The 25,599-nt window shown below is 60.7% G+C and carries 21 protein-coding genes; 15 read left to right on the top strand and 6 right to left on the bottom strand.

Annotated features, from left to right (window positions below):
* Nucleotides 1-115 precede the first annotated feature (115 nt).
* Complete coding sequence (gene tauD, locus J1D76_RS12155; RefSeq protein WP_421138554.1) at nucleotides 116-958, top strand: taurine dioxygenase; 843 nt, start codon at nucleotides 116-118, stop codon at nucleotides 956-958.
* 119 nt (nucleotides 959-1,077) lie between these two features.
* On the opposite strand, the gene mgrA is transcribed toward tauD, so the two are convergent.
* Nucleotides 1,078-2,115: an L-glyceraldehyde 3-phosphate reductase gene (gene mgrA, locus J1D76_RS12150; protein WP_421138553.1), complete on the bottom strand. Its 1,038-nt coding sequence runs from the start codon at nucleotides 2,113-2,115 to the stop codon at nucleotides 1,078-1,080.
* Nucleotides 2,116-2,351: 236 nt separating this feature from the next.
* On the opposite strand from mgrA, the gene J1D76_RS12145 reads away from it, so the two are divergent.
* On the top strand, nucleotides 2,352-2,612 hold the full coding sequence (locus tag J1D76_RS12145) for a hypothetical protein (protein WP_421138552.1): 261 nt from the start codon (nucleotides 2,352-2,354) through the stop codon (nucleotides 2,610-2,612).
* Between the two features lie 24 nt (nucleotides 2,613-2,636).
* Here J1D76_RS12145 and betT read toward each other — a convergent pair whose 3' ends face one another.
* Together betT and epsC are read right to left on the bottom strand one after the other, a co-directional pair.
* Nucleotides 2,637-4,592, bottom strand: coding sequence for a choline transporter BetT (betT, locus tag J1D76_RS12140; protein ID WP_421138676.1), 1,956 nt, complete (start codon nucleotides 4,590-4,592; stop codon nucleotides 2,637-2,639).
* 376 nt (nucleotides 4,593-4,968) lie between these two features.
* Nucleotides 4,969-5,895, bottom strand: a complete 927-nt coding sequence (gene epsC, locus J1D76_RS12135) for a serine O-acetyltransferase EpsC (protein WP_421138551.1) — start codon at nucleotides 5,893-5,895, stop codon at nucleotides 4,969-4,971.
* Nucleotides 5,896-6,085: 190 nt separating this feature from the next.
* On the opposite strand from epsC, the gene J1D76_RS12130 reads away from it, so the two are divergent.
* The 12 genes from J1D76_RS12130 (at nucleotide 6,086) to J1D76_RS12075 (ending at nucleotide 18,730) form a co-directional block, all read left to right on the top strand.
* A complete protein-coding gene (locus tag J1D76_RS12130) occupies nucleotides 6,086-7,078 on the top strand; it encodes a D-cysteine desulfhydrase (protein WP_421138550.1) in 993 nt (330 codons plus the stop codon).
* 332 nt (nucleotides 7,079-7,410) lie between these two features.
* Nucleotides 7,411-8,211, top strand: a complete 801-nt coding sequence (gene tcyJ / locus J1D76_RS12125) for a cystine ABC transporter substrate-binding protein (RefSeq protein ID WP_421138549.1) — start codon at nucleotides 7,411-7,413, stop codon at nucleotides 8,209-8,211.
* Entirely contained in the window at nucleotides 8,211-8,876 is a 666-nt protein-coding gene (gene tcyL / locus J1D76_RS12120) for a cystine ABC transporter permease (RefSeq protein WP_003220607.1), read from the top strand. Before tcyJ ends, tcyL begins: the two co-directional genes overlap by 1 nt.
* A 4-nt stretch (nucleotides 8,877-8,880) precedes the next feature.
* The gene (tcyN, locus tag J1D76_RS12115) at nucleotides 8,881-9,636 is read left to right on the top strand and encodes an L-cystine ABC transporter ATP-binding protein TcyN (RefSeq protein ID WP_421138548.1); all 756 of its coding nucleotides are present in this window, start codon (nucleotides 8,881-8,883) and stop codon (nucleotides 9,634-9,636) included.
* Between the two features lie 484 nt (nucleotides 9,637-10,120).
* The gene (locus tag J1D76_RS12110) at nucleotides 10,121-10,885 is read left to right on the top strand and encodes a hypothetical protein (RefSeq protein WP_421138547.1); all 765 of its coding nucleotides are present in this window, start codon (nucleotides 10,121-10,123) and stop codon (nucleotides 10,883-10,885) included.
* A gap of 367 nt (nucleotides 10,886-11,252) precedes the next feature.
* A complete protein-coding gene (locus tag J1D76_RS12105; RefSeq protein WP_421138546.1) occupies nucleotides 11,253-12,485 on the top strand; it encodes an SfnB family sulfur acquisition oxidoreductase in 1,233 nt (410 codons plus the stop codon).
* A 23-nt stretch (nucleotides 12,486-12,508) separates the two neighbouring features.
* The gene (locus J1D76_RS12100; protein WP_421138545.1) at nucleotides 12,509-13,702 is read left to right on the top strand and encodes an SfnB family sulfur acquisition oxidoreductase; all 1,194 of its coding nucleotides are present in this window, start codon (nucleotides 12,509-12,511) and stop codon (nucleotides 13,700-13,702) included.
* Nucleotides 13,702-15,060 carry an LLM class flavin-dependent oxidoreductase gene (locus J1D76_RS12095; RefSeq protein WP_421138544.1) on the top strand — a complete coding sequence of 453 codons (1,359 nt, stop codon included), beginning with the start codon at nucleotides 13,702-13,704 and terminating at the stop codon, nucleotides 15,058-15,060. Before J1D76_RS12100 ends, J1D76_RS12095 begins: the two co-directional genes overlap by 1 nt.
* 118 nt (nucleotides 15,061-15,178) lie before the next feature.
* Nucleotides 15,179-15,988, top strand: a complete 810-nt coding sequence (locus J1D76_RS12090) for a MetQ/NlpA family ABC transporter substrate-binding protein (RefSeq protein ID WP_421138543.1) — start codon at nucleotides 15,179-15,181, stop codon at nucleotides 15,986-15,988.
* A gap of 2 nt (nucleotides 15,989-15,990) precedes the next feature.
* Nucleotides 15,991-17,112, top strand: coding sequence for a methionine ABC transporter ATP-binding protein (locus tag J1D76_RS12085; RefSeq protein WP_421138542.1), 1,122 nt, complete (start codon nucleotides 15,991-15,993; stop codon nucleotides 17,110-17,112).
* Nucleotides 17,102-17,746, top strand: a complete 645-nt coding sequence (locus J1D76_RS12080) for a methionine ABC transporter permease (protein WP_003220597.1) — start codon at nucleotides 17,102-17,104, stop codon at nucleotides 17,744-17,746. The genes J1D76_RS12085 and J1D76_RS12080 overlap by 11 nt, the downstream gene beginning before the upstream one ends.
* A 354-nt stretch (nucleotides 17,747-18,100) precedes the next feature.
* On the top strand, nucleotides 18,101-18,730 hold the full coding sequence (locus J1D76_RS12075; RefSeq protein WP_421138541.1) for a class I SAM-dependent methyltransferase: 630 nt from the start codon (nucleotides 18,101-18,103) through the stop codon (nucleotides 18,728-18,730).
* A gap of 114 nt (nucleotides 18,731-18,844) precedes the next feature.
* Here J1D76_RS12075 and J1D76_RS12070 read toward each other — a convergent pair whose 3' ends face one another.
* From J1D76_RS12070 to J1D76_RS12060, 3 genes are read right to left on the bottom strand one after another with little or no spacing between them, the layout of a single operon-like run.
* Nucleotides 18,845-21,895 carry an efflux RND transporter permease subunit gene (locus J1D76_RS12070; RefSeq protein ID WP_421138540.1) on the bottom strand — a complete coding sequence of 1,017 codons (3,051 nt, stop codon included), beginning with the start codon at nucleotides 21,893-21,895 and terminating at the stop codon, nucleotides 18,845-18,847.
* A complete protein-coding gene (locus tag J1D76_RS12065; protein ID WP_421138539.1) occupies nucleotides 21,892-22,956 on the bottom strand; it encodes an efflux RND transporter periplasmic adaptor subunit in 1,065 nt (354 codons plus the stop codon). The genes J1D76_RS12070 and J1D76_RS12065 overlap by 4 nt, the downstream gene beginning before the upstream one ends.
* Nucleotides 22,953-24,056, bottom strand: coding sequence for an efflux RND transporter periplasmic adaptor subunit (locus J1D76_RS12060; protein ID WP_421138538.1), 1,104 nt, complete (start codon nucleotides 24,054-24,056; stop codon nucleotides 22,953-22,955). Before J1D76_RS12060 ends, J1D76_RS12065 begins: the two co-directional genes overlap by 4 nt.
* 176 nt (nucleotides 24,057-24,232) lie before the next feature.
* On the opposite strand from J1D76_RS12060, the gene J1D76_RS12055 reads away from it, so the two are divergent.
* A complete protein-coding gene (locus tag J1D76_RS12055; protein ID WP_421138537.1) occupies nucleotides 24,233-25,429 on the top strand; it encodes an AAA family ATPase in 1,197 nt (398 codons plus the stop codon).
* Nucleotides 25,430-25,599: the final 170 nt, after the last annotated feature.

Below are 25,599 nucleotides of genomic sequence, written 5' to 3'. Positions count from 1 at the left end.
GGAGCGAGCCTGCTCGCGATTGCTGATTATCAGGCAACAATGCTTTGACTGATGCACCGCGATCGCGAGCAGGCTCGCTCCTACAGTTGGCACCTCCTGATTGAAGAGATCCACCATGAGCCACCTGACCATCGTCCCTTTAAGCTCCGCCCTCGGCGCGCAAATCAGCGGCGTCGACGTCAGCCAGCCGCTGAGCGCGGAACATCGCGACGCCATCGAACAAGCCCTGCTCAAGCATCAAGTGCTGTTCTTTCGCGACCAGCCGATCACCCCACAGCAACAGGCACGCTTCGCCGCCTACTTCGGCGACCTGCATATTCACCCGATCTACCCGAATGTGCCGGAGCAGCCGGAAGTGCTGATCCTCGACACCGCCGTCACCGACGTGCGCGATAACGCGATCTGGCACACCGACGTGACCTTCCTGCCGACCCCGGCCATGGGCGCGGTGCTCAGCGCCAAGCTGCTGCCGGCGTTTGGCGGCGACACGTTGTGGGCCAGCGGGATTGCGGCGTATGAAGCGCTGTCGGCGCCGCTGAAAACCTTGCTCGAAGGCCTGACCGCCACCCACGATTTCACCCGTTCGTTTCCGCTGGAGCGCTACGGCAACACGCCTGAAGCACTGGCCCAATGGGAAGAAGCACGACGCAAGAATCCGCCGTTGTCGCATCCGGTGATCCGCACACACCCGGTGAGCGGGCGTCGTTCGCTATTCGTCAACGAAGGCTTCACGTCGAAGATCAACGAGCTGTCGGAAACCGAGAGCGAGGCGATTCTGAAGTTCCTGTTCGCCCATTCAACGCGGCCGGAATTCACCCTTCGCTGGCGCTGGCAGCAGGACGACATTGCGTTCTGGGACAACCGCGTGACCCAGCATTACGCGGTGGACGATTACCGGCCGGCGCGGCGTGTGATGCAGCGGGCGACGGTGTTGGGGGATGTGCCGTTCTTTCGCTGAACCCTGATTTCTTTATTGGCCGATACGGCCCCTCGCGAGCAGGCTCGCTCCTACATTGGAATGCGTTTCCCTGTAGGAGCGAGCCTGCTCGCGATTGGGGCCGGGACAGGCGCTGAAAATTACTCAGCCGTAGAAGGCTTCTCCCACAGATTGATCCCGCCCTCCTGGGCAAACCGGTCAATTTCCGCCAGTTCCTCTGCACTAAAGCTCAGGTTCTTCAACGCTCCAACGTTCTCGATGATTTGCTCCGGCCGGCTCGCGCCGATCAGCGCCGAGGTCACCCGTGGGTCGCGCAGGGTCCAGGCCAAGGCCAGTTGCGCCAGGCTCTGGCCACGACGCTTGGCGATCTCGTTGAGCGCACGGACGTGAGCAATGTTGGCGTCAGACAAGTGCGACGCCTGCAACGAACCACCGCCCGGGCGGTTGACCCGCGCGTCCGCCGGCACACCGTTGAGGTACTTGTCGGTCAACAGCCCCTGGGCCAGCGGCGTGAAGGCAATCACCCCGGTGCCGAGTTCTTCGGTGGTCTCCAGCAGGTCTTTTTCCACCCAGCGGTTGAGCAGATTGTAGGCCGGTTGGTGGATCAGCAACGGCACTTTCCATTCCTTGAGCAAGGCCGCCATTTCGCGGGTTTTCACCCCGGAATAAGACGAGATACCGATGTACAGCGCCTTGCCCTGCTGAACCGCTGTCGCCAGTGCGCTGGCGGTTTCTTCCAGTGGGGTGTCCGGGTCAAAACGGTGCGAATAGAAAATATCGACGTAGTCCACGCCCAGGCGTTGCAGGCTCTGGTCGAGGCTGGCCAGCACGTACTTGCGCGAGCCGCCGCCCTGCCCGTAAGGCCCCGGCCACATGTCCCAACCGGCCTTGCTGGAGATGATCAGTTCATCGCGGTATTGCTTGAAGTCTTCGCGCAGCAAACGGCCGAAATTGATCTCGGCGCTGCCGTACGGCGGGCCGTAGTTGTTGGCCAGGTCGAAGTGGTTGATGCCCAGGTCGAAGGCAGTGCGCAGCAATGCGCGCTGGGTGTCGATCGGCGTGCTGTCGCCGAAGTTGTGCCACAGGCCCAGCGACAGGGCCGGCAGCACCAGACCGCTGCGACCCACGCGGCGGTAAGGGATGGCGTCATAGCGGTTTTCGGCAGCGGTGTAAGTCATCGAATCCTCTCTTGTCGGTCTTGAATCTGGTCTCGACTGTTTCGCCAGTCGCCCAGCATACGCCCGCACGAGCCGCAAAAAACCCGGGATTCGACTAAATGCTGAAACGTTTCACAAAAATTCAATCAGCCGTGCAATTGCACAAAACCATGACAGGCTTGCGTGACCGGGCTCGACAGGCACACAGTCGCCCAAGCAACGAAACAGCGATCGCTATCGCAAGGATGGAAGCAGTCATGCACACGACGATCATCATCGCGTTCGGCCTGGCCCTGCTCGCCCTGATGCTGTTCATCGGCGAGCGAATCGGCTTCAGCCGCCAGACATTGACCTACGGTTTCGTGGTGCTGTGGCTGGCGCTGACGGTGATCAATGGCGCCATCGGCGTGGTCATCGCCAGGCGGTCGTTGAGCACGGAATTGGGGATTGGCACGATCGTGTTCAGCATTCCAGTGGCGGCGCTGGTGTTGTTCATGGTGCTGAGCGCCGAGCGCTGAAAAGCCCCGGCGCCTTGCCCGCGATCAGCGCACCAGGTGCAGGAACTGCATGTGCCGTTCGTACTGGTCGAGGATGTCGTTGATGATCTGCTCCTTGGTGTAGCCGACCAGATCGTAGTCCTGGCTGCCCTCGCTCAAATGCACTTCCGCCCGGTAGTAACGGCGATTGTTGAGCTGCTTGGAACCCATGCCGCCACGGGCAAAGGACGGCGTGAAATAGCCGCGCATCTGCACCTGATAAACGAACGGATGCTGGTCGCCATGACCGATTTCCAGGCTGACGCTGTCATGGGCCGGGTCCGGGTGCAGGGCCACGTGCAGCCCCTTTTCGCGGAACACCGCCGACACTTCTTCAATCGCCGGGCGCACCGTGGTGTCGAGGAAGCGATACACCTCATCGCGCGAGGGGAAGTGCACCGCCTGACTCAGGCGCTGACGCCAGCCGCCGCGGCGTGAACCGGACACCGGCGCCAGGGAATGCATCTGCGCAATCTGCTTTTGCGACTCCAGATAAAACGCCTTGTGCAGCCCCCACATCATCAACAGCAAAATCAACGAGAACGGCAGCGAGGTCAGCACCACCGCCGACTTCAACGCATCGATGCTGCCGGAGAACAACAACGCACTGGTCACCAGCGCGGTCATCGCGCCCCAGAACACCCGCAGCCATTTCGGCCCGTCTTCATCGGGGTTGCCGCCCTTGGCGGACAACGTCGAGAGCACCACGGTGCCGGAGTCGGCCGAAGTGACGAAGAACACGAAGCTGATGAACACCGTCACCGCGATCACGGTTTTGCTCCACGGGTAGGTTTCCAGCAGCAGGTAGAGGGTCATCGACGGGTTGTCGATGGCCGACATACCGAGCGCGCTCATGCCGTGGTTGAGTACCTGGTCGATGGCGCTGTTGCCGAAGATCGACATCCACGCCAAGGTGAAGCCGAGCGGGATCAACAGCACGCCGAAGACGAATTCGCGGATGGTGCGGCCACGGGAAATCCGTGCGATGAACAGTCCCACGAACGGCGACCAGGCAATCCACCAGGCCCAGTAGAACACCGTCCAGCCGCCCAGCCAGTCGCTGGGTTTGTCGTAGGCGTACAGGTCGAAACTCTTCATCGGCAAGGCGCCGAGGTAGTCGCCGAGGTTCTGGATCAGGGTGTTGAGCAAGTGCTGCGTGGGGCCGGCGAACAGCACGAACAACAACAGCGCACAGGCCAGCAACATGTTGATGTCGGACATGACCCGCACGCCCTTATCGACGCCGGAGACGGCGACGATGATCGCCGCTCCCATCATCAAGGTGATCAGGCCGACCTGAATCCATTGGGTGTGGGCGATGCCGAACAGGTAGTCCAGGCCCGAGTTGAGGTGCAACACGCCGAAGCCCATGTCGGCACCGAGGCCGAAGACCGTGGCGATGATGCCGAAGCCATCCACCGCGTAGCCGATGGGGCCGTTGATGCGCTTGCCGATCAGCGGGTACAGCGCCGACCGCAGGGCCAGCGGCAGGTTATGCCGGTAGGCGAAATAGGCCAGCGCCATACCGACAAAGGCGAACACACCCCAACCATGCAGGCCCCAGTGCAGAAACAGAATCTGCATGGCCTGGCGCGCCGCCTGCGCCGTGCCGGCCTCGCCTTGGGGGGGCTGGAGCATGTGGGTCAGCGGCTCGGACACGCAAAAGAAAAACAGGGTGATGCTGATCCCGGCGGCGAACAGCATGCCGGCCCAGGACAGATAACTGAATTCGGGTTCGTCGTGGTCGGCACCGAGTTTTATCTTGCCGTAGCCCGATAACGCGGTGACCACCACGAAGACCAGATACAGGGTCATCGCCAACAAGTAATACCAGCCGACCGTATTGGCCGCCCAGTTTTGCGCCGCCAGCAACCAGGCGCCGGCCTGTTCGGGCATGGCGATCACCACGATGCCGAACAACAGAATGAAGCTTGCCGAGAACCAGAACACCGGCGGGTTCATGCGGACCAGGCCGCTTGGAGGAATGGAGGGCGCACTCACGTTCGGAGCACCTCGAAGGGGTAAAACGTGGCTGTAGAAATCGGACTCAGCAAAGGCAAGCCTCCTGTTGTGAGCGGGCAGCGAACCGCCGGTTTAACTTGAATGAACGTTCAAGTTAAACATGGATAGGGGGCTAAGGACTAATCGCGGGGCTCGATGGTCGCGGTCCTACACTAGCTTGAGAACGGGGAAGAGTCAGATCTTTGGGGTTGACCCATTTTTGTGTTGGCCTTGAAACCTTTCGCTGGCAAGCCAGCTCCTACAGGTATTACGTCGACCTTGTAGGAGCTGGCTTGCCAGCGAAAGCGGCGTATTGCCCAGCGATAATTTCGGGACCCTACTTCTGCGCCCCATCATCATGCTGCAGGTTCGCCTGGGTCAGGTTGCTGCCCGCCGGTACGCTGCGGGTAAGCCAGACGTTACCGCCGATGGTCGAACCCTGGCCGATGGTGATCCGCCCGAGAATCGTCGCCCCGGCATAAATCACCACGTCATCCTCGACAATCGGATGGCGCGGCTGGCCTTTCTGCAACTGGCCGTCTTCGTCCGCCGGGAAGCGCTTGGCGCCCAGGGTCACGGCCTGATAGATCCGCACGCGCTCGCCGATGATCGCGGTTTCGCCAATCACCACACCAGTGCCATGGTCGATGAAGAAACTGCGGCCGATCTGCGCGCCAGGGTGAATGTCGATGCCGGTGGCCGAGTGAGCGATTTCCGCGCTGATCCGCGCCAGCAACGGCAACCCGGCGCGGTACAAATGGTGCGCCAGGCGATGGTGAATCACCGCGAGGATCCCCGGGTAGCACAACAGCACTTCATCGACACTGCGCGCCGCCGGGTCGCCGTGATAGGCCGCCAGCACGTCGGTGTCCAACAGGCTGCGCAACCCCGGCAGCGCGAGGGCAAAGTCCTGGATGATCTGGATAGTCTTGGCTTCGACTTCAGAATCCGCTTGGGCACTGTGGCGTGCGGCGTAACGCAGTTCGAGGCGCGCCTGGGCCAACAGCGCATTCAGCGCCACGTCCAGCGTGTGACCGACATAAAAGTCCTCACTTTCTTCGCGCAGGTCGACCGGCCCCAGGCGCATCGGAAACAAGGCGCCGCACAGGGCTTCGAGAATCTCTGCCATGGCCGCCCGGGAGGGTAATTCACGACCGCCCTGCTCGCCGCTGGCCCGGCCGTTTTGGGCACGCCACTGTTCACGTGCCGTGCGCAGCTGGCTGACGATGGTCTGCAATTGCCAATGGCTGGAACGCTCACTCACGGTAAAAACTCCTCACGGGCGACCGGACTGTCTGGCCGCACTGACGGCGAATACTTTACGGCAAGGGTCGCGAGGCAAATTAAGAACCAATAGTGCTGTGCTCAGTTCGATTGGCTATAAGCGATTGGCAGTTGCCCAGGCTTTTTCGCGTGCCTATAGTCCGAAGACCTTCAACGGCCAGTACGGACCCATGATCAAACAACAGCTCGCCCGCTTTAACCGCCTCGACCTGCTCGGTCAGCCCACCGCTTTGGAAAAACTCGAACGCCTGTCGACCTGGCTGGGTCGCGAGGTGTACGTCAAACGCGATGACCTGACGCCACTGGCGATGGGCGGCAACAAGCTGCGCAAACTCGAATACCTGGCCGCCGATGCCCTGGCCGAGGGCGCCGACACCTTGATCACCGCCGGCGCGTTGCAATCGAACCACGTACGCCAGACTGCCGCCATTGCCGCGAAACTGGGTCTTGGCTGCGTGGCCCTCCTGGAAAACCCACTCGGTACCACTGACAGCAATTACACCGGCAATGGCAATCGCCTGCTGCTCGACCTGTTCGATGCCAAGGTCGAACTGGTGGAAAACCTCGACAACGCCGACGAGCAACTGCAAGCGCTCGCCGGCCGGCTGCGCAGCAACGGCAAAAAGCCGTATCTGGTGCCGATCGGTGGTTCCAATGCCCTGGGTGCATTGGGTTACGTTCGCGCCGGACTGGAACTGGCCGAGCAGATCAAGGACACCGGCCTGACCTTCGCCGCCGTCGTGCTGGCCTCGGGCAGCGCCGGTACCCACAGCGGTCTGGCACTGGCCTTGAGTGAAACACTGCCGGATCTGCCCGTGATCGGCGTGACGGTGTCGCGCAGCGATGAAGATCAACGGCCAAAGGTCCAGGGGCTGGCCGAGCGTACCGCCGAGTTGCTGGGCGTGAGCTTGCCGGACGCGTTCAAGGTCGAGTTGTGGGATGAGTATTTCGCCCCGCGCTACGGCGAGCCAAATGCCGGGACACTGGCGGCGGTGAAGCTGCTGGCGAGCCAGGAAGGCTTGCTGCTGGACCCGGTCTACACTGGCAAGGCCATGGCGGGGATGCTGGACGGGATCGGGCGTCAGCGTTTCGATGCGGGGCCGATCATTTTCCTGCACACGGGTGGGGCACCGGCGTTGTTTGCCTATAAGAATTATCTGTAAAGCCAGTACAGATACAACGCGAACCCTGTAGGAGCTGGCTTGCCAGCGAAGAGGCGGCTACATCCAACATTAATGTTGACTGACACGCCGCCTTCGCTGGCAAGCCAGCGCCTACAGGGATTCGCGGCGACTCACTGATATATACCCATAAAGAATATAAAATAGAATATTTATTATTTTTATATCTAACTACGTCATCTTATAGTCATGCTGCAGGCGAATTTGCAGCGAGACGCATAAGCTGCATTAGGGCAGGATATCGCAGTCGTCCAAATCCCGAATTTGCCAACTTTCCTTAAAAAGTCTTCCATAAGAAAACACAGGGGCTTGTCATGAATTTTTCCGCACTACGTCGCAATCTGCTGGTGGGTTCACTGGGCCTGGCACTGAGCGCCGGCCTGATCGGCCAGGCGGTTGCCGGTGAGCAACTGCAAAAAATCAAGGATGCCGGCGTGATCAACGTCGGCCTGGAAGGCACCTACCCGCCATTCAGTTTCGTCGACGCCGACGGCAAACTGGCCGGCTTCGAAGTCGAACTTTCCGAAGCATTGGCGAAAAAACTGGGCGTCAAAGCCAAGATTCAGCCAACCAAGTGGGACGGCATCCTCGCGGCCCTGGAATCCAAGCGCCTGGACGTCGTGGTCAACCAGGTGACCATTTCCGAGGAACGCAAGAAGAAGTATGACTTCTCCGAGCCGTACACCATCTCCGGGATTCAAGCGCTGGTGCTCAAGGACAAGGAAGCCGCGCTGAACATCAAGACCGCCGCTGACCTGTCCGGCAAAAAAGTCGGTGTAGGCCTGGGTACCAACTACGAGCAGTGGGTCCGCGCCAACGTGCCGGGCGCTGACGTGCGCACCTACGACGATGATCCGACCAAGTTCGCCGACCTGAACAACGGCCGTACCGACGCGATCCTGATCGACCGCCTCGCCGCGCTTGAATACGCCAAGAAAGCCCCGAAAACCGTGGCTGCCGGTCAAGCGTTCTCCCGTCAGGAGTCCGGTATTGCCCTGCGCAAAGGTGAGCCGGAACTGCTGGCAGCCGTGAACAAGGCCCTCGATGAGTTGCGTGCCGACGGCACCCTGGCCAAGATCTCGGAAAAATACTTCCAAGCTGACGTCACTCAATAATGGAAGAAGCTTTCCAACTCGCACTGGACTCCGCGCCCTTTCTGCTCAAGGGCGCGTACTACACGGTCATCCTCAGTCTTGGCGGCATGTTCTTCGGCTTGCTGCTGGGCTTCGGCCTGGCATTGATGCGCCTGTCGCGCTTCAAACTGGTGAGCTGGATTGCCCGCATCTACGTGTCGTTCTTTCGCGGCACGCCGTTGCTGGTGCAACTGTTCGTGATCTATTACGGCTTGCCGCAATTGGGTCTGGAACTGGATCCGCTGCCCGCGGCCCTGATCGGCTTCTCGCTGAACATGGCCGCCTACGCCTGTGAAATCCTGCGTGCCGCGATCGGATCGATCGAACGCGGCCAATGGGAAGCCGCTGCGAGCATCGGCATGACCCGTGCGCAAACCCTGCGCCGGGCCATCCTGCCGCAAGCGATGCGCACGGCGCTGCCGCCGCTGGGCAACAGCTTCATCTCACTGGTCAAGGACACGGCACTGGCCGCCACCATCCAGGTGCCGGAGCTGTTCCGTCAGGCGCAGCTGATTACCGCCCGGACTTTCGAAGTCTTCACCATGTATCTTGCCGCCGCGCTGATCTACTGGATTCTGGCCACGGTGCTGTCGCACCTGCAGAACAAGTTGGAAGAGCGGGCCAATCGGCACGACCAGGAGTCCTGACCCGATGATTGTCGTGGAAAAACTGACAAAGAAGTTCAAGGGTCAAGTCGTGCTTAACGGCATCGATCTTGAGGTCAAGGAAGGCGAGGTGGTCGCGATCATCGGACCCAGTGGCTCGGGCAAGACTACGTTCCTGCGCTGCCTTAACTTCCTCGAAGAACCCACCAGCGGCCGGATCAAGGTCGGCGATATCGAGATCGATACCAGCCGCCCGTTGAACCAGCAGCAAAGCCTGGTGCGCAACCTGCGCCAGCACGTGGGCTTCGTGTTCCAGAACTTCAACCTGTTCCCCCACCGCACCGCCCTGGAAAACGTCATCGAAGGCCCGATCGTGGTCAAGAAGACACCTCGCGCCGACGCCTTAGCCCTGGGCAAGAAACTGTTGGCCAAGGTCGGCCTGGCGGGCAAAGAGGACGCTTACCCGCGTCGCCTCTCCGGTGGCCAGCAACAGCGCGTGGCGATTGCCCGGGCGCTGGCAATGGAGCCCGAAGTAATCCTGTTCGACGAGCCAACTTCGGCCCTCGACCCGGAGCTGGTGGGCGAAGTACTGGCGACCATCCGTGGCCTCGCTGAAGAGAAGCGCACCATGGTGATCGTCACCCACGAAATGGGTTTTGCCCGCGACGTGGCCAACCGCGTGGTGTTTTTTGACAAGGGCGTGATCGTCGAACAAGGCGAAGCCAAGGCGCTGTTTGCCAACCCTAAAGAAGAACGCACGAAGCAGTTTCTCAGCAAGTTCCTGAATAACGCCCACAACTAATACACCTACGCAGCAATGGTCAACTTCCAGGGACGGAAGTGATACCACTTCAAAACAAACACCGCACTAATACCCCATTGACCTTATATATTCGACACGTTGTTTTTGTCAGCACGTGCGGTACATATATATGTGTAGAAACAAATAAACCGAATGACTCGACTCAATCAACGGTCGAAGCACATAACCGCCAACCCAAGCCACAGCGACCGTGCAACGCGGCCATCAGCGGATAAATTCGACACAAGAGTAGGGTTTACTTACTTGCCAGCGTAGGAACTTTCCGAATAACCACAATCCCGCCACGCAACTAACAAATTTCATTGACACTGCTTATTGATAACTCTTATCTAGTCTCCAGTCAGCGACACTCATCACGCTCAAATCATTATTTCATTTCAAAGTAATGAATGGTTTTGCTGTTCGATATTTGGTTTTTGATTTTCCAGAAACGGACTTCGTTGCAAGACTTCAAGGAGACTTCATGAAAAGCACCGCGAACAAACCCGAGCTTTTGGCCCCGACCCTGGCGCAATCGAACAAGACCGGCATCAGTATCACCTGCGCCGCGCACCTGCTGATCGACGTTGCGCCCTACCCCGCCATGGACGAAGGCGACCTGATCGAATTGTTCTGGGACAACTGCTACGTGGCATCGCGCGTGCTGGCAGCCAGCGATGTCGGGCAACCGGTGCAGTTGCGGGTCCCCGAGAGCTTCGTCGCCAACGGTACGTCACGCCTTCACTACCGGGTCATGCAGGTAGGCCGGGACCCGGCGATATCGGCCGGTTGCAACGTGCAGATCAAACTCGACTGCCCTGGCGGCCAACCCTCTACGCTGGGCGATGATGAAAACCAGCACCTGGCACCGGTGAACATTCCCGAGGCGATTCGCCGCAAGGGGGTCAACCCAAGCCAGGTCAAACGCGGTGTTCCCCTGACCATCGAGCCGTACCTGAACATGGCCGTCGACGATGAAATCACTTTGCGCTGGGGCGATGTGCGCATGGACCTGCCTCGACTCACGTCCGGCGATGTAGGCCAGCCGGTTCAGGTCTGGATCCCGCCGGCGATCATCCTTGAAGCCGGCGAAGACCTGCGGCTGGAAGTGACGTATTGCATTCTCGACCGGGTGGGCAACAACTCGCGCTGGGCGCCGGCCAGGATGCTGAAGATTGGTTGCGCAAATCCTTACCTGAACACGCCCCCGAAAAAAATGCTCAAGGCTGCTGAATCCAGCCATCAATGAACACAGATTGTAGCGAGGGGGCTTGCCCCCGCTCGGCTGCGCAGCAGTCGTAAAACCGGCTAATGGGTTTTAACTGGAGAAATTCATTCGGCCGGTGGAGGCGCTTCGCACCTCAACGGGGGCAAGACCCTTCGCCACAGGGATTGCGTTCTGCGCTGGAGAACACGCTTCTATTGATATTCCAAAAAGTTAGTTTCTAAAACTTTTATACGCGTTTAGGGTATATACACCGGACCACCGGACATTCTTGTTTTCAATGCGCGGCCACAAGCGGCGCTTTCATGAGATGTGAGGTAGGTATGGTCCGGAACACGTTCACCCCAGTGCAGATCGCCAGGGCATTGCGTGCAGCCAAGGAGTGGCGCTGATGTCCAGTCTGGCAGATGCAATCGTCCAGAGTGACCTGGACATCGCCCCGTTGTTGTTACCTGCGCAAATCCTGCGCAACGACGCTCAAGCCATCAAAGCGGCCCATGAACTGGCACAGGTTGCCCGCCAGCAAGCGGCCAGGCGCGACCAGCAGCGCAAGTTGCCGTGGGCTGAGATCGAACAGTTCACCCGCAGCGGTCTGGGCAGTATTTCCATTCCCCGCGAATACGGCGGCCCGCAGGTTTCGTTCGTGACCCTGGCCGAGGTCTTCGCGATCATTTCCGCGGCAGACCCGGCGCTCGGGCAGATCCCGCAAAACCAGTTTGGCATCCTCAATCTGGTGCTCGGCAGTGCCACCGAGGCGCAGAAACAGCAGCTGTTCAAAAGCGTGCTCGACGGTTGGCGCATCGGCAATGCCGGGCCTGAACGTGGCAGCAAAAACACCCTGGAGCTGAAGGCCCGCATCAGCGCCGACGGCATCCTCAATGGCCAGAAGTTCTATTCCACAGGCGCGCTGTTTGCCCACTGGGTTGCGGTCAAGGCGCTCAACGAAGACGGCAAGCAGGTGCTGGCGTTCATTCGTCGTGGCACACCGGGCTTGCGCATTGTCGATGACTGGTCCGGCTTCGGTCAGCGCACCACCGCCAGCGGAACGATCTTGCTCAACAACGTGCAGGTCGACCCCGAACTGGTCGTGGATAACTGGCGGATCAACGACACGCCGAATATCCAGGGCGCTGTCTCGCAACTGATCCAAGCGGCCATCGACGCCGGTATCGCCCGAGGCGCCATCGACGATGCCATCGACTTCGTGAAAACCCGCGCACGGCCCTGGATCGACGCCAAGGTCGAGCGGGCCAGCGATGACCTGTACGTGATCGCCGATATCGGCAGGTTGAAAATCGAACTGCATGCTGCCCAAGCGCTGCTGCGCAAGGCCGGGCAAGTGCTCGATGACGTCAGCGCCGCGCCGCTCACCGCCCAGGCTGCCGCGCGCGCCTCGATTGCCGTGGCCGAAGCCAAAGTGCTGACCACCGAGATCTCGTTGCTGGCCAGCGAAAAGCTCTTCGAACTGGCCGGCAGCCGCGCCACCCTCGCCGAATTCAACCTCGACCGCCACTGGCGCAACGCTAGGGTGCACACCCTGCACGACCCGGTGCGCTGGAAGTATCACGCGGTCGGCGCCTATCGACTCAACGGCACGCTGCCTAATCGCCATTCCTGGATCTGACGACCAGACATCTGGAGAACAACATGACTCATTCTCAGCACGTCGCGGTCATCACCAGCGATGAGCAAGCCCTCATTGTCGCCAGCGACCTGGCCGAAGACTTCAAACGCGACAGCGCCCCACGCGACCGTGAACGCCGATTGCCATACCCGGAACTGGACGTGTTTTCCCGCTCGGGGCTGTGGGGTATCAGCGTGCCAAAGGCATACGGCGGCGCCGGTGTTTCCAACGTCACCCTGGCCAAGGTCATCGCCCTCATTGCCCGGGCCGACGGCTCCCTGGGGCAGATCCCGCAGAACCATTTCTATGCCTTGGAAGTGTTGCGCGTGAACGGCAGCCACGAACAGCGGCAACGCCTGTACGCCGAAGTATTGGCCGGCCAGCGCTTCGGTAATGCCCTGGCCGAGCTCGGTACCAAAACCGCCCATGACCGCGTCACTCGCCTGACTCGTGACGGCAGCGGCTACCGCATTAACGGGCGCAAGTTCTACGCCACAGGCGCTATCTACGCACAGCGCATTCCGACCTCGGTGGTGGATGAAAACGGCGTGCAGCAACTGGCGTTCGTCCCGCGCAGCAGCAGGGGCCTGACGGTGATCGACGACTGGAGCGGCTTCGGCCAGCGCACCACGGGTAGCGGTTCGGTGGTGTTCGAAGAGGTCTACGTCACGGCCGAGGATGTCATTCCCTTTCAAAGCGCCTTCGAGCGACCAACCCCGGTCGGCCCGCTGGCGCAGATTCTCCATGCTGCCATCGACACCGGCATCGCCCGTGCTGCCTATGAAGATGCGCTGCACTTTGTGCGCACGAAAACCCGGCCTTGGATCGACGCCACCCACGAAAAAGCCACGGACGACCCACTCACCCTCAAGAGTTTCGGCCACCTGAGTATTCGCCTGCACGCCGCCGAGGCACTGCTGGAGCGTGCCGGTGAATACCTCGACAAGGCCCAGGCCGAGACCAACGCCGAAACCGTCGCCGCGGCATCGATTGCCGTCGCCGAAGCCCGCGCCCTGAGCACTGAAATCTGCCTGGTTGCCGGTAGCACACTGTTCGAACTGGCCGGCAGCCAGGCGACCTTGAGCGAACACGGCCTCGACCGCCACTGGCGCAACGCCCGGGTGCACACGCTGCACGACCCGGTGCGCTGGAAATATCACGCGGTGGGCAACTACTACCTCAACGATGAAAACCCGCCACTGCGGGGGACCATCTGATGACCACATCGAAAAAGAAAATCCTGCTCAACGCGTTCAACATGAACTGCATCGGGCACATCAACCATGGCTTGTGGACGCACCCGCGCGACACGTCCACCCACTACAACACGATCGAGTACTGGACCGAACTGGCACAACTGCTGGAGCGCGGACTGTTCGACGGCCTGTTCATCGCCGACATCGTCGGGGTCTACGACGTCTACCGGAATTCGGTGGACGTGCCGCTCAAAGAGTCGATCCAGTTGCCGGTCAACGACCCGTTGCTGCTGGTTTCAGCAATGGCCGCGGTGACGAAAAACCTCGGTTTCGGCCTGACCGCCAACCTCACCTACGAAGCGCCGTACCTGTTCGCCCGTCGCCTGTCGACGCTGGATCACCTGAGCCGTGGACGGGTGGGCTGGAACATCGTCACCGGCTACCTCGACAGCGCCGCCAAAGCCATGGGCCTGAGCGAACAGGTCGAGCATGACCGCCGCTACGACCAGGCCGACGAGTACCTGCAGGTGCTCTACAAACTCTGGGAAGGCAGCTGGGAAAACGGCGCGGTGCTCAACGATCCGCAGCAACGGATCTACGCCCGGCCAGACAAAGTGCACAAGGTCGAGCACAAGGGCGAGTTCTATCAGGTCGAGGGTTATCACCTGTGCGAGCCGTCGCCGCAGCGCACGCCGGTGCTGTTCCAGGCGGGTAGCTCCGATCGCGGCTTGCTGTTTGCCGGGCGGCATGCCGAGTGCGTGTTCATCAGCGGCCAGACCAAGGCATCGACCAAGGCGCAGGTGGACAAGGTGCGCGCCAGCGCCATCAAAGCCGAGCGCAACGCCGAGGACATCAAGGTGTTCATGGGCCTGAACGTGATCGTCGGCGCCACTGAGGAGCTGGCCTGGGCCAAGCACGCCGAGTACCTGAGCTACGCCAGTGCCGAGGCTGGGGTGGCGCATTTCTCGGCGTCGACCGGCATCGATTTTTCCCAGTACGAGATCGACGAGCCGATCCAGTACGTAAAGAGCAACGCCATTCAGTCCGCTACCCAACACCTGCAAAACAACGACTGGACCCGGCGCAAATTGCTCGATCAGCACGCCCTCGGTGGTCGCTACATCACCGTGGTCGGTTCGCCTGAACAGGTGGCTGATGAGCTGGAGTCATGGATCGCCGAAACCGGGCTGGATGGCTTCAACCTGACGCGGATCGTCACGCCGGAAAGCTATGTGGATTTCATCGATCTGGTGATTCCCGAGCTGCAACGGCGCGGGTCGTACAAAACGGCATACGACAGCGGCACCTTGCGCGAGAAGCTGTTTGAGCGAGAGGCGTTTTTGCCTGAGCAACATACGGGTTCGGCGTTTCGCCGCTAAGAGCTTCGCTGGCAAGCCAGCTCCTACAGGTTATCGCAGGTCCTTGTAGGAGCTGGCTTGCCAGCGAAGAGGCCCGCCCAAACACCCCAAATTCTATGCACTGACTGGAAACCTGATCATGACCAAGCACTCCCTCTCCCATCCAGTCAAAGCACTGGCCCTGGCCCTCGGCCTGTTCAGCTCGGCGATCTTCGCCGCCGACGCACCGCTGAAAATCGGCACCACCGCCGCCTTCGCCATCCCGCTGGAAGCGGCCGTCGAAGAGGCCTCCAAACAAGGCATGAAAGTCGAACTGGTGGAGTTCACCGACTGGATCGCACCGAACGTCAGCCTCGCCGCTGGCGACATCGACGTGAACTATTTCCAGCACATCCCGTTCCTGGAAAACGCCAAGGCTGCCGCCGGTTTTGACCTGGTGCCGTTCGCGCCGGGCATCATCAACAACGTTGGTCTCTACTCGAAAAAATACAAAAGCTTCGACGAGTTGCCCGACGGCGCCAGCGTGGCCATCGCCAATGACCCGATCAACAGCGGTCGCGGTTTGCAGTTGCTGGCCAAGGCCGGTTTGATCACCCTCAAACAGGGTGTCGGCTACAAGGCCACCGAAGAAGACATCATCGCCAACCCGAAGAAAATCAAAATCCTCCAGGTCGAAGCCGTGCAACTGGTGCGTGCCTATGACGATGCCGATCTGGTGCAGGGCTACCCCGCCTATATTCGTTTGTCGAAAACGTTCGATGCCGGTTCCGCATTGCTGTTCGACGGCCTCGATCACAAGGAATACGTGATTCAGTTCGTGATCCAGCCCAAGAGTAAAACCGACCCGCGCCTGATCAAGTTCGTCGACATCTACCAGCATTCACCCGCCGTGCGCGCTGCGCTGGATAAAGCTCACGGCAAGCTCTATCAAGCCGGCTGGGAAAGCTGAACATGACGGCTGCCATCCATCGGCGACTGGAACTTCCAGAGCCGCAAAGTGCTGATCAAACCGAACTGCACCCCAAGCTCAATCGCGCCCACGTGCGTTTCATCGGCCTGGGCAAAACCTACAACGGCCAGCAAGGTCCGGTGGCTGCATTGCAGGGTATCGACCTGGTCATCCAGCGCGGTGAAGTGTTCGGCATCATCGGCCGCAGCGGCGCCGGCAAGTCGTCGCTGATCCGCACCATCAATCGCCTGGAACAGCCGAGCAGTGGCCGGGTGTTGATCGATCAGGTCGACATCGGTGAGTTCGACGAAGACCGTCTGGTGACGCTGCGTCGGCGCATCGGCATGATCTTCCAGCATTTCAACCTGATGTCGGCCAAGACCGTTTGGCAGAACGTCGAGCTGCCGCTCAAAGTCGCTGGCGTGCCCAAGGAACAGCGTGAGCGGAAAGTTCGTGAACTGCTGGAACTGGTGGGTTTGCAAGGCAAACACAAGGCTTACCCGGCGCAACTCTCCGGCGGGCAGAAACAGCGCGTCGGCATCGCCCGCGCGCTGGTGCATGACCCGGACATTCTGCTGTGTGACGAGGCGACCTCGGCGCTGGATCCGGAGACCACCCAGTCGATCCTTGGCCTGCTGCGCGAGATCAACCAGCGTCTGGGCCTGACCATCGTGCTGATCACCCACGAGATGGCAGTGATCCGCGAAATCTGCGACCGCGTGGTGGTGCTGGAACACGGACGGATCGTCGAGCAAGGTCCGGTCTGGGAAGTGTTCGGCAATCCACAGCACGAGGTCAGCCAGACCTTGCTCGCGCCGCTGCAACACGCCTTGCCAGAGGAACTTCAAAGCCGTCTGCATGCCTCACCGCCCTCCACCGAAGCAGCGGTGGTGCTGCGCTTGCAGTTCACCGGCAGTGCCAGTGACGAGCCGGATCTGGCGGCGTTGTTCGCCGCTCTCGGTGGGCGGGTGAAACTGCTGCAGGGCGGTGTGGAGCGGATTCAGGGGCATGCGCTCGGGCAACTGCTGCTGACCGTAAGCGGCTCGGCGGCAAGTGCCGAACAATTGCGCGGGCGCGCCGGGCAATGGGCACAACGGGCGGAGGTGTTGGGTTATGTGGTTTGATCGTTTGCTGCAGGGTTTCATCGACACCTTTCTGATGGTCGGCGTGTCGTCGCTGATCGCCTTGCTGGTGGGGATTCCGATGGCGGTGATTCTGGTCACCAGCGACAAGGGCGGGATCTACGAAGCGCCAGTGCTCAACAAAGCGTTGGGCGCGTTCGTGAACCTGTTTCGCTCGATCCCGTTTCTGATTCTGATGGTCGCGCTGATTCCGTTCACCCGGCTGATTGTCGGCACCACGTACGGTGTGTGGGCGGCCGTGGTGCCGCTGACGATTGCCGCGACGCCGTTCTTTGCGCGGATTGCCGAAGTCAGTCTGCGTGAGGTTGACCACGGTTTGATCGAAGCGGCGCAGGCCATGGGTTGCCGGCGTTGGCACATCGTCTGGCATGTGTTGCTGCCCGAAGCGCTGCCGGGGATTGTCGGCGGGTTTACCATCACATTGGTGACCATGATCAACTCCTCGGCCATGGCCGGGGCGATTGGCGCCGGTGGGTTGGGGGACATTGCCTATCGCTATGGGTATCAGCGGTTTGATAGCCAGATCATGTTGACGGTGATTGTGTTGCTGGTGGCGTTGGTGGCGGTGATTCAGTTGGGTGGGGATCGGTTGGCGCGGGGGTTGAACAAGCGTTGATGAGCTGAAGGTCACCCTGCTTTTGTGGCGAGGGGGGCTTGCCCCCGTTGGGGCGCGAAGCGGCCCTAATACCATTCAATGAGGTGTGTCAGAAAAAACGAGGTCGCTGGTTTTACGACTGCTGCGCAGTCGAACGGGGGCAAGCCCCCTCGCCACGAAAGCTCTCTCGCCACAAATGATCATTCCCCTGACAGGGAAGTTTTCGTACAGGAAAATCAGCGGTTTCAGCGCACTGGTAAATTTGTGCACGGGGCGATTCCTTGTAGGAGCGAGCCTGCTCGCGATGGGCTGCGCAGCGGCCCCAGGCATGATGGCGTATATTCGGCCAATCCCATTTGCCTGCGCAGGCCGACCATGAAGCAAACACCCGACGACCTCCAGCGGATCACCGCCACGACCCTGGGCCACTACAACTCGGTGGCCGACAGTTTCCGGGAAGGCACGCGCGATCACGACGTCAGCCAGAACATCGATGCCCTGCTGCGGCACATTCTAGGGCAAGCGCCGTTCGACATTCTCGATTTCGGCTGCGGGCCGGGGCGTGACTTGCAGACGTTCACTCGCATGGGCCACACCGCCGTCGGCCTCGACGGTTCGGAAAAATTCGCGCAGATGGCCCGTGAGGACAGCGGTTGCGAGGTCTGGCAGCAGGACTTCCTGAAGCTTGATCTGCCGACCGAACGCTTCGACGGGATCTTTGCCAATGCGGTGCTATTTCACATACCGCGCCAGGAGTTGCCGCGGGTGTTGAAGCAGTTGTGGGGAACGCTGAAGCCGGGTGGGGTGTTGTTCAGTTCCAATCCCCGTGGCGAGAATCAGGAAGGCTGGAATGGGCCACGCTATGGGTCGTATCACGACCTGGCGGCGTGGCAGCAGTTGTTGGTCGAGGCGGGGTTTGTGGAGCTTGAGCATTACTACCGGCCGGCCGGGCTGCCGCGAGAACAGCAGCCTTGGTTGGCGAGTGTTTGGCGTAAGGCTGTGTAGTCAGTTCGGACACCTTCGCGAGCAGGCTCGCTCCACAGGGAACCGCGTTGTCTGTAGCAACGCGGTCAACCTGTGGAAGCGAGCCTGCTCGCGATGAGCGCGCAGCGCTCGCCTTTACTGCCCCTCTTTCTTCGGCTCGCGAATCTTGTACCAGGCCACATACAGCGCCGGCAAAAACAGCAGCGTCAGCAAGGTGGCGATGACGATCCCACCGATCATCGCGTAGGCCATCGGCCCCCAGAACACTTCACGGGCAATCGGGATCATCCCCATGCTCGCCGCCGCTGCGGTCAGCAGGATCGGACGCCGCCGGTGCTCGGTGGCCTGCACCACCGCATCCCACGGCGCATATCCCTTCTTCTCGTACTCGTCGATCTGGGTCACCAGGATCACCGAGTTACGGATGATGATACCGATCAACGCCAGAATCCCGAGGATCGCCACGAAGCCCATGGGCGTACCGGTCGGCACCAGCGCCAGGACCACGCCGATCAGCCCAAGCGGTGCCACGCTGGCCACCAGGAACAGCTTCTGCACGCTGTGCAGCTGGATCATCAGGAAGGTCGCCATCAAGAACAGCATCAGCGGCACGACCTTGGCGATCGGCCCCTGGGCCTTGCCGCTTTCCTCCACCGTACCGCCCGTGGCGACCTTGTAGCCGGCCGGCAGTTTGGCCGCGAAGTCGTCGATGGACGGCTTGAGGATCTTCACCAGGTCGGTCGGCTGGATCTCGTCGCGGATCGCTGCCTTGATGGTGATGGTCGGCAAACGATCACGACGCCAAACCAACGGTTGCTCCAGCTCGTAGCGCACGGTAGCGAACGCCAGCAACGGAATCGACGTACCGCTCGGTGTGACGATTTGCAGGTTTTGCAGGGTTTCCGGTGTACCGCGTTCGGAATCCACTGCGCGACCGACCACGTTGATCAGATAGATATCATCATCGACCTGGGTCACCGTCTGGCCACTGACAATGCCGTTCATCAGGTTGGCCACGTCCTCGGAAGACAACCCGAGCTGCCGCGCCTTGTCCTGCGCGATGTCGATGCGCAGCACTTTGCCCGGCTCGTTCCAGTCGTAGATGATCTCGCCAATGTGCGGGTTCTTGTCCAGCTCAGTGGCCAGGTCGATGGCATGTCGGCGCACTTGGTCGATGTCCTTGCCGCTGACCCGGTACTGGATCGGACGCCCTACAGGGGGCCCCATTTCCAGTGCCTGGACATAAGCGCCGATGCCCACGAAGTCGTTGCGCAAGCGCTCGCGAAGCTTCTGCATCATGGCCTCGCGGGACTTGCCTTTACTCACGATCACCAACTGCGCGTAGAACGGGTTTTGCAGTTGCTGGTCCAGCGGCAGGTAGAACCGGATGGCGCCCTGACCGATGTAGGTGCTCCAGCGTACGATGTCCGGATCGTCCTTGAGCGTGGCTTCGAGGCGATCAACGGCACGGCGGGTTTCGTCGATCGATGAGTTTTGCGGCAGGTTCAGGTCGACCAGGATTTCCGGGCGGTCCGAAGACGGGAAGAACTGATTCTGTACGAAACGCATGCAGAACAGTGCCAGCACAAACAGCAACACGGTGATACCGATGGCCCACCAGCGGTTGCGCATGCACCACAGCAGGCCGCCGTTGAACGCCTTGCCGATACGCCCGGGTTCGCCTTCGTGGGGTTTCACGTTGGTGCTGAGAATATGCACACCGATCACCGGGGCAAACAGCACCGCCACCACCCAGGACACCAACATCGCGCAGGCAATCACCGCGAACAGGGTGTAGGTGTATTCACCGGCGGAGCTGCCGTTCAAGCCGATCGGCACGAAGCCCGCCACCGTCACCAGCGTACCGGTGAGCATCGGGAACGCGGTGGAGGTGTAGGCGAAGGTCGCTGCCTGCTCCTTGGTCTCGCCCAACTCCAGGCGCGTGACCATCATTTCCACGGTGATCATCGCATCGTCCACCAACAGGCCGAGGGCAATGATCAGCGCACCGAGGGAAATCCGCTGCATGGTAATGCCGCTGTATTCCATGAATACAAACACCATCGCCAGGACCAACGGGATCGAGCATGCCACCACCAACCCGGCACGCACGCCAAGGCTGATGAAGCTGACGAGCAGTACGATCACCACCGCTTCGAACAAGGCACTGGTGAAGCCGCCGACGGCTTCCTCTACCACCACGGCCTGGTCGGAAACGTTGTGAATGCCGACACCCACCGGCAGGTCGGCGGTCAACTGCTCAATACGCGTGTGCAACGCTTTGCCGAAGGCCTGGACGTTGCCGCCCTTCTGCATGGCGATGGCGAGGCCGATGGCCTGTTTGCCGTTGAAGCGGAATTGCGGCGAAGCCGGATCGACGTAACCACGACTGATGTCGGCAATGTCGGCCAGCCGATAGTAGCGGTCGTTGAGCTTGAGGTTGACCTCGGCCAGGTCTTTCTCCGAGACGAACTTGCCTGACGTGCGCACCGAAATCCGCTCCGGCCCGGCCTCGATGACACCCGCTGGCGTCACGGCGTTCTGCGATTGCAGGCTCTGCACCACCTGACGCTCATCGATGCCCAGTGCGGCGAGTTTGCGGGTGGAGAAGTTCAGGTAAAGCACTTCGTCCTGTTGGCCGACCATCTCGATCTTGCCCAGCCCCGGCACGCCGCGAATTTCCATGCGCGCCTGTTCCACGTAGTCGCGCAACTGACGCAGGGTCAGGCCGTCGGCGGTGAAGGCGTAGATCGAGCCAAAGACGTCACCGAATTCGTCGTTGAACGACGGCCCCTGTATACCCTGCGGGAACTGGTACTTGATGTCGTTGATCTTCTTGCGTACCTGGTACCAGATCTCCGGGATGTCCTTGGAACTGGTGGTGTCGCGCAGGTACACGTAAACCGTCGATTCACCGGGCCGCGTGTAACTTTTCACGTAGTCGAGGGAGTCGAGTTCCTCGAGCTTTTTCTCGATCCGGTCGGTGACCTGCTTGAGGGTTTCCTCTTGGGTCGCCCCCGGCCATTTGCTTTGGATCACCATGGTCTTGATGGTGAACGAAGGGTCTTCTTCGCGCCCCAGGTTGAAGTACGAGAACACACCCATCAGCAACGCGACGAACATCAGATACCAGACGAACGACTGATGCTTGAGGGCCCATTCCGAGAGGTTGAAAGGCCCTTTCATTGACTGTCCTCGTCGAATTTCACTGGTTGCCCCGGTTTGAGGCTGTTGACACCGGCACTGACCACCCGCTCACCGTTCTTCACGCCACCGGCCAGTACCACGGTGCTGTCGGTGCGGCTGATGATCTTGATATCGCGGGGCGAGACGGTTTTGCTTTGTGCATCGATCACCCAGATGCGTGGCTTGCCATCGACCTCCTGCAGCGCGGTGAGCGGCAGCTCGATGCGCGGTTTGATCGCCGAGCTCAGGGTGACGCTGATCGCCGTTCCCAGACGGAAACCTTCCGGCGTTTCAGCCAGGGTCAGGCGGGCGCGACGGGTGCGCGTAGCGCTTTGCGCCTGGGGCTCGATTTCGCGGATGATCGCCGTGGTGTTGGTGTTCGGATCCAGTTGCATGGCGACCAGGAACACCACATCGCTGGGCAACTGGTCGACCAGGGTGTCGGGCAGGTCAATCACCGCTTCCTTGATGTCCGGTTGCGCCAGGGTCACGACCTGCTGACCGGCCGTGACCACTTGCCCGGCTTCGGCGCTCCACTTGGTGACCACGGCTTTGTGGTCGGCGCGTAGCTCGGTGTAGCCCAATTGGTCCTTGCTCTGGTTGAGTGCCGCACGGGCCTGGTCCAGCGAGGCCTGGGTGGTTTTCAGGTCCGTGTTGGCCTCGTCGAGTTGCGCCTGCGCGCCGACGCCACGGTCAAACAAGGCTTGCTGACGTTGGGCCGTGGCCTTGGCGTTGATCAGTTGTGCCTGGATTTTCGACAGGTCGCCCTGGGCCGATCGCAACTGGTTCTGTTGATCCGAAGGGTCGAGCGTGGCGAGCAGCGTGCCCTTATCCACCTCGGTACCGACATCGACGTTGCGGCTGGCGATGCGTCCGCCCACCCGAAAGCCCGTGTCGGTTTCATAACGTGCCTGGATGCTGCCGGCGAAACGGCCCAGGTCTTCTTCGTTCAAGGACTGGATCTTGATCGACAATACCGGCCGTACCGGTTCCGGCGGCGGTTCGCTCTTGGAGCAGGCGCTCAGCACCAGCCCGATGGACAATGCCCATAAAGGCTTCATGGCTTGGCCCCCCACGTCAGATCCTTGTAAGTGTTTTCGGCAATCTCGACTTCCATGTCCGGGTGCAGGAGCTGCCCGCCGGCGATGATGACTTTATCCCCGTCCTTCAAACCGCCGCTGATGATGACCTTGCCGGTCAGGTAGCGGCCGACGGTGACTGTGTGCAACTGGGCCTTGCCCTTGTCGTCGACAATCCACACAGCAGGGTCACTGATGTTCTTGGTCAGCGCCGACCAGGGCAATTCGACGACCGATCTGCCCGAGCCCCTGGCCGTGGCACTGACCACCGAACCCAATTGCATGCCGTCAGGCAGTTTGTCGAGGCCGACCTTGACCTGCACGGTGCCCGATTGCGCCGACACCGACGGGGTGACTTCACGCACGGTGCCGGTGGTTTTGATCGCAGGATTGTCGAGCAGGCTCAGGACAATGGTTTGGTCTGTGGGCTTCTCGGCCAGCAGTGCTTCATAGACGTTGAACACCGCGTCCCGGTCGCCATCACGGGCCAGGCTGAACACCGGCATGGTCGCCTGCACCACCTGGCCGACTTCGGCCTGGCGCTGGGTGATGATCCCCGGTGCATCGGCGATCAACGCGGTATAGCTCAGTTGATCCTTGGCGTTGGCCAGCTGCGCCTGGGCCGCGCTCAAGGCGCTCTGGCTGCTGTGCAGGGCCGCCTGGGCCGAGTCGTATTCGCTCTGGCTGGTATAACCTTTGGGCAACAGTTTTGCCTGGCGCATGAACGCCGCCGCACTTTGCGTCACCCGCGCCTGTTCGGCGACGACTTGCGCCTGGGCGGAGTCGACATTGGTCTGCAGATCTTTCGGGTCAAGTCGCGCCAGCACTTGCTTGGCTGTCACTCGATCACCGACGTCCACCGAACGCTGGATGATCTTGCCCCCCACACGGAAAGACAGCTCCGTCTGTATCCGTGCCTGGATATCACCGGTGAGGGTTACCGAGGCCGCGTAATCCGCTGGCTTGACGACTTGCACGAAAACCCTCGGCAGGTATTCCTGCACGGGTTTTTTCTCGTCGCAAGCCGTCAGCAGGGTGACGACACTCAAGGCCATTGCTACTTTAAATCCGGGAACCGCCATGCAAACTCCTTGGCCTTTTTTTGGACAACTCGACAGAGAGCTTAGAACAGAATTCCCGGCTTGCACGTCCCCCTTATGAAGAAAGAATTCACAGCTTATTCGCCCTGAAACCCCTGTCATAGACACCTGCGCTTATCTGACAATATGACCCGGTCGAACCCGCTCCAGGAACCCTTATGCTCAAGACGCTCGCGGTGGCCAATTACCGCTCGATCAACAAACTGGTGATCCCGCTGGGCCGGTTGAATCTGATCACCGGTCCCAACGGCAGCGGCAAGTCCAACCTGTACCGGGCGCTGCGCCTGCTGGCGGAAACCGCCCAAGGCGGCGTGGTCAACGCCCTGGCTCGTGAAGGCGGGCTGGATTCGACCTTCTGGGCCGGGCCGCAAACCATCAGCCGTCGCATGCGCAACGGCGAAGTCGCCATCGAGCCCACCGTGCGCCAGGGCGTCAAACGCCTGCGCCTGGGGTTTGCCGGGGAGGATTTCGGCTACTCGATCAGCCTCGGCCTACCCGATTCCAATGGCCACTTCATGCTGCCCGGACGCAGCACGCCGACAGCCTCTTATTTCAGCCTCGACCCGCAGATCAAACGCGAATGCCTGTGGGCCGGGGCGTTCTATCGCCCGGCTAGCCTGCTGGTCGATCGTGACGGTCCGATGGTCCGCGCCCGCGCCTACCGTCAATGGGATGTCCTGTCGCAGCACACGCCGACGTTCGACAGCCTGTTCGATCAGGTCGGCAGTCTGCGCAGCTCCCCAGAAGTGCTGGAGATGCGCGAGTTCATCCGCCGCTGGCGCTTTTACGATCACTTTCGCAGCGATGCCGATGCGCCGGCCCGTCAACCGCAACTGGGTACCCGCACGCCGGTGCTGCACCATGACGGACGTGACCTGGCGGCGGCCTTGCAGACGATCATTGAGATTGGCGATCCCGACGCGTTGCGTGCAGCGATCAGCGATGCCTTCCCCGGCGCACGCCTGAACATCGAGCCATTGCCCGGCAGCCGCTTCGTCATCGAGTTCTTTCAGGAGGGTTTGCTGCGGCCGTTATCGGCGGCCGAGTTGTCGGACGGAACCTTGCGTTACCTGCTGCTGATCGCCGCATTGCTGACGCCACGGCCGCCGACGCTGATGGTGCTCAACGAACCGGAAACCAGCCTGCACCCGGACCTGCTGCCGGCACTTGCCCGCTTGATCATCCACGCCTCGGCGCAATGCCAAGTGTGGGTGGTGTCCCATGCCCGGCGCTTGATTTCGGCGCTGCAGGAAGACCCCGAGTGCAACTGTATTGTGCTGGAGAAAAACCTTGGGCAAACCGCGATGGTCGGCCAAACGTTGCTGGAGGAGCCGGCCTGGTATTGGCCGGATTGAGCGACGGGTTATTTGTCGGGATGAAGGAAGACGTCTATTTTACCTTGCGCCGTAGGAAGGATCTTTTTTTCGCAGTACTGCTCCAAGGACGAACCACTTTTGGCCAGACTCCCGGCCAATACCTCACAAGGACGAGAACATGGCAGACGCAAAAGCACCGCAACCGCTGG

The organism is Pseudomonas sp. NFX15, from assembly GCF_049132105.1.
Taxonomy (GTDB): Bacteria; Pseudomonadota; Gammaproteobacteria; order Pseudomonadales; family Pseudomonadaceae; genus Aquipseudomonas.
Note: the sequence above shows the minus strand (reverse complement) of the source record. Positions and strands in the feature narration are given on the sequence as shown.

Bases quoted from the DNA above. Each gene is read 5' to 3' on its own strand.
- tauD (WP_421138554.1), top strand. From the start codon at position 116: ATGAGCCACCTGACCATCGTCCCTTTAAGCTCCGCCCTCGGCGCGCAA.
- mgrA (WP_421138553.1), bottom strand. From the start codon at position 2,115: ATGACTTACACCGCTGCCGAAAACCGCTATGACGCCATCCCTTACCGC.
- J1D76_RS12145 (WP_421138552.1), top strand. From the start codon at position 2,352: ATGCACACGACGATCATCATCGCGTTCGGCCTGGCCCTGCTCGCCCTG.
- betT (WP_421138676.1), bottom strand. From the start codon at position 4,592: ATGAACCCGCCGGTGTTCTGGTTCTCGGCAAGCTTCATTCTGTTGTTC.
- J1D76_RS12130 (WP_421138550.1), top strand. From the start codon at position 6,086: ATGATCAAACAACAGCTCGCCCGCTTTAACCGCCTCGACCTGCTCGGT.
- tcyJ (WP_421138549.1), top strand. From the start codon at position 7,411: ATGAATTTTTCCGCACTACGTCGCAATCTGCTGGTGGGTTCACTGGGC.
- tcyL (WP_003220607.1), top strand. From the start codon at position 8,211: ATGGAAGAAGCTTTCCAACTCGCACTGGACTCCGCGCCCTTTCTGCTC.
- tcyN (WP_421138548.1), top strand. From the start codon at position 8,881: ATGATTGTCGTGGAAAAACTGACAAAGAAGTTCAAGGGTCAAGTCGTG.
- J1D76_RS12110 (WP_421138547.1), top strand. From the start codon at position 10,121: ATGAAAAGCACCGCGAACAAACCCGAGCTTTTGGCCCCGACCCTGGCG.
- J1D76_RS12105 (WP_421138546.1), top strand. From the start codon at position 11,253: ATGTCCAGTCTGGCAGATGCAATCGTCCAGAGTGACCTGGACATCGCC.
- J1D76_RS12100 (WP_421138545.1), top strand. From the start codon at position 12,509: ATGACTCATTCTCAGCACGTCGCGGTCATCACCAGCGATGAGCAAGCC.
- J1D76_RS12095 (WP_421138544.1), top strand. From the start codon at position 13,702: ATGACCACATCGAAAAAGAAAATCCTGCTCAACGCGTTCAACATGAAC.
- J1D76_RS12090 (WP_421138543.1), top strand. From the start codon at position 15,179: ATGACCAAGCACTCCCTCTCCCATCCAGTCAAAGCACTGGCCCTGGCC.
- J1D76_RS12085 (WP_421138542.1), top strand. From the start codon at position 15,991: ATGACGGCTGCCATCCATCGGCGACTGGAACTTCCAGAGCCGCAAAGT.
- J1D76_RS12080 (WP_003220597.1), top strand. From the start codon at position 17,102: ATGTGGTTTGATCGTTTGCTGCAGGGTTTCATCGACACCTTTCTGATG.
- J1D76_RS12075 (WP_421138541.1), top strand. From the start codon at position 18,101: ATGAAGCAAACACCCGACGACCTCCAGCGGATCACCGCCACGACCCTG.
- J1D76_RS12070 (WP_421138540.1), bottom strand. From the start codon at position 21,895: ATGAAAGGGCCTTTCAACCTCTCGGAATGGGCCCTCAAGCATCAGTCG.
- J1D76_RS12065 (WP_421138539.1), bottom strand. From the start codon at position 22,956: ATGAAGCCTTTATGGGCATTGTCCATCGGGCTGGTGCTGAGCGCCTGC.
- J1D76_RS12060 (WP_421138538.1), bottom strand. From the start codon at position 24,056: ATGGCGGTTCCCGGATTTAAAGTAGCAATGGCCTTGAGTGTCGTCACC.
- J1D76_RS12055 (WP_421138537.1), top strand. From the start codon at position 24,233: ATGCTCAAGACGCTCGCGGTGGCCAATTACCGCTCGATCAACAAACTG.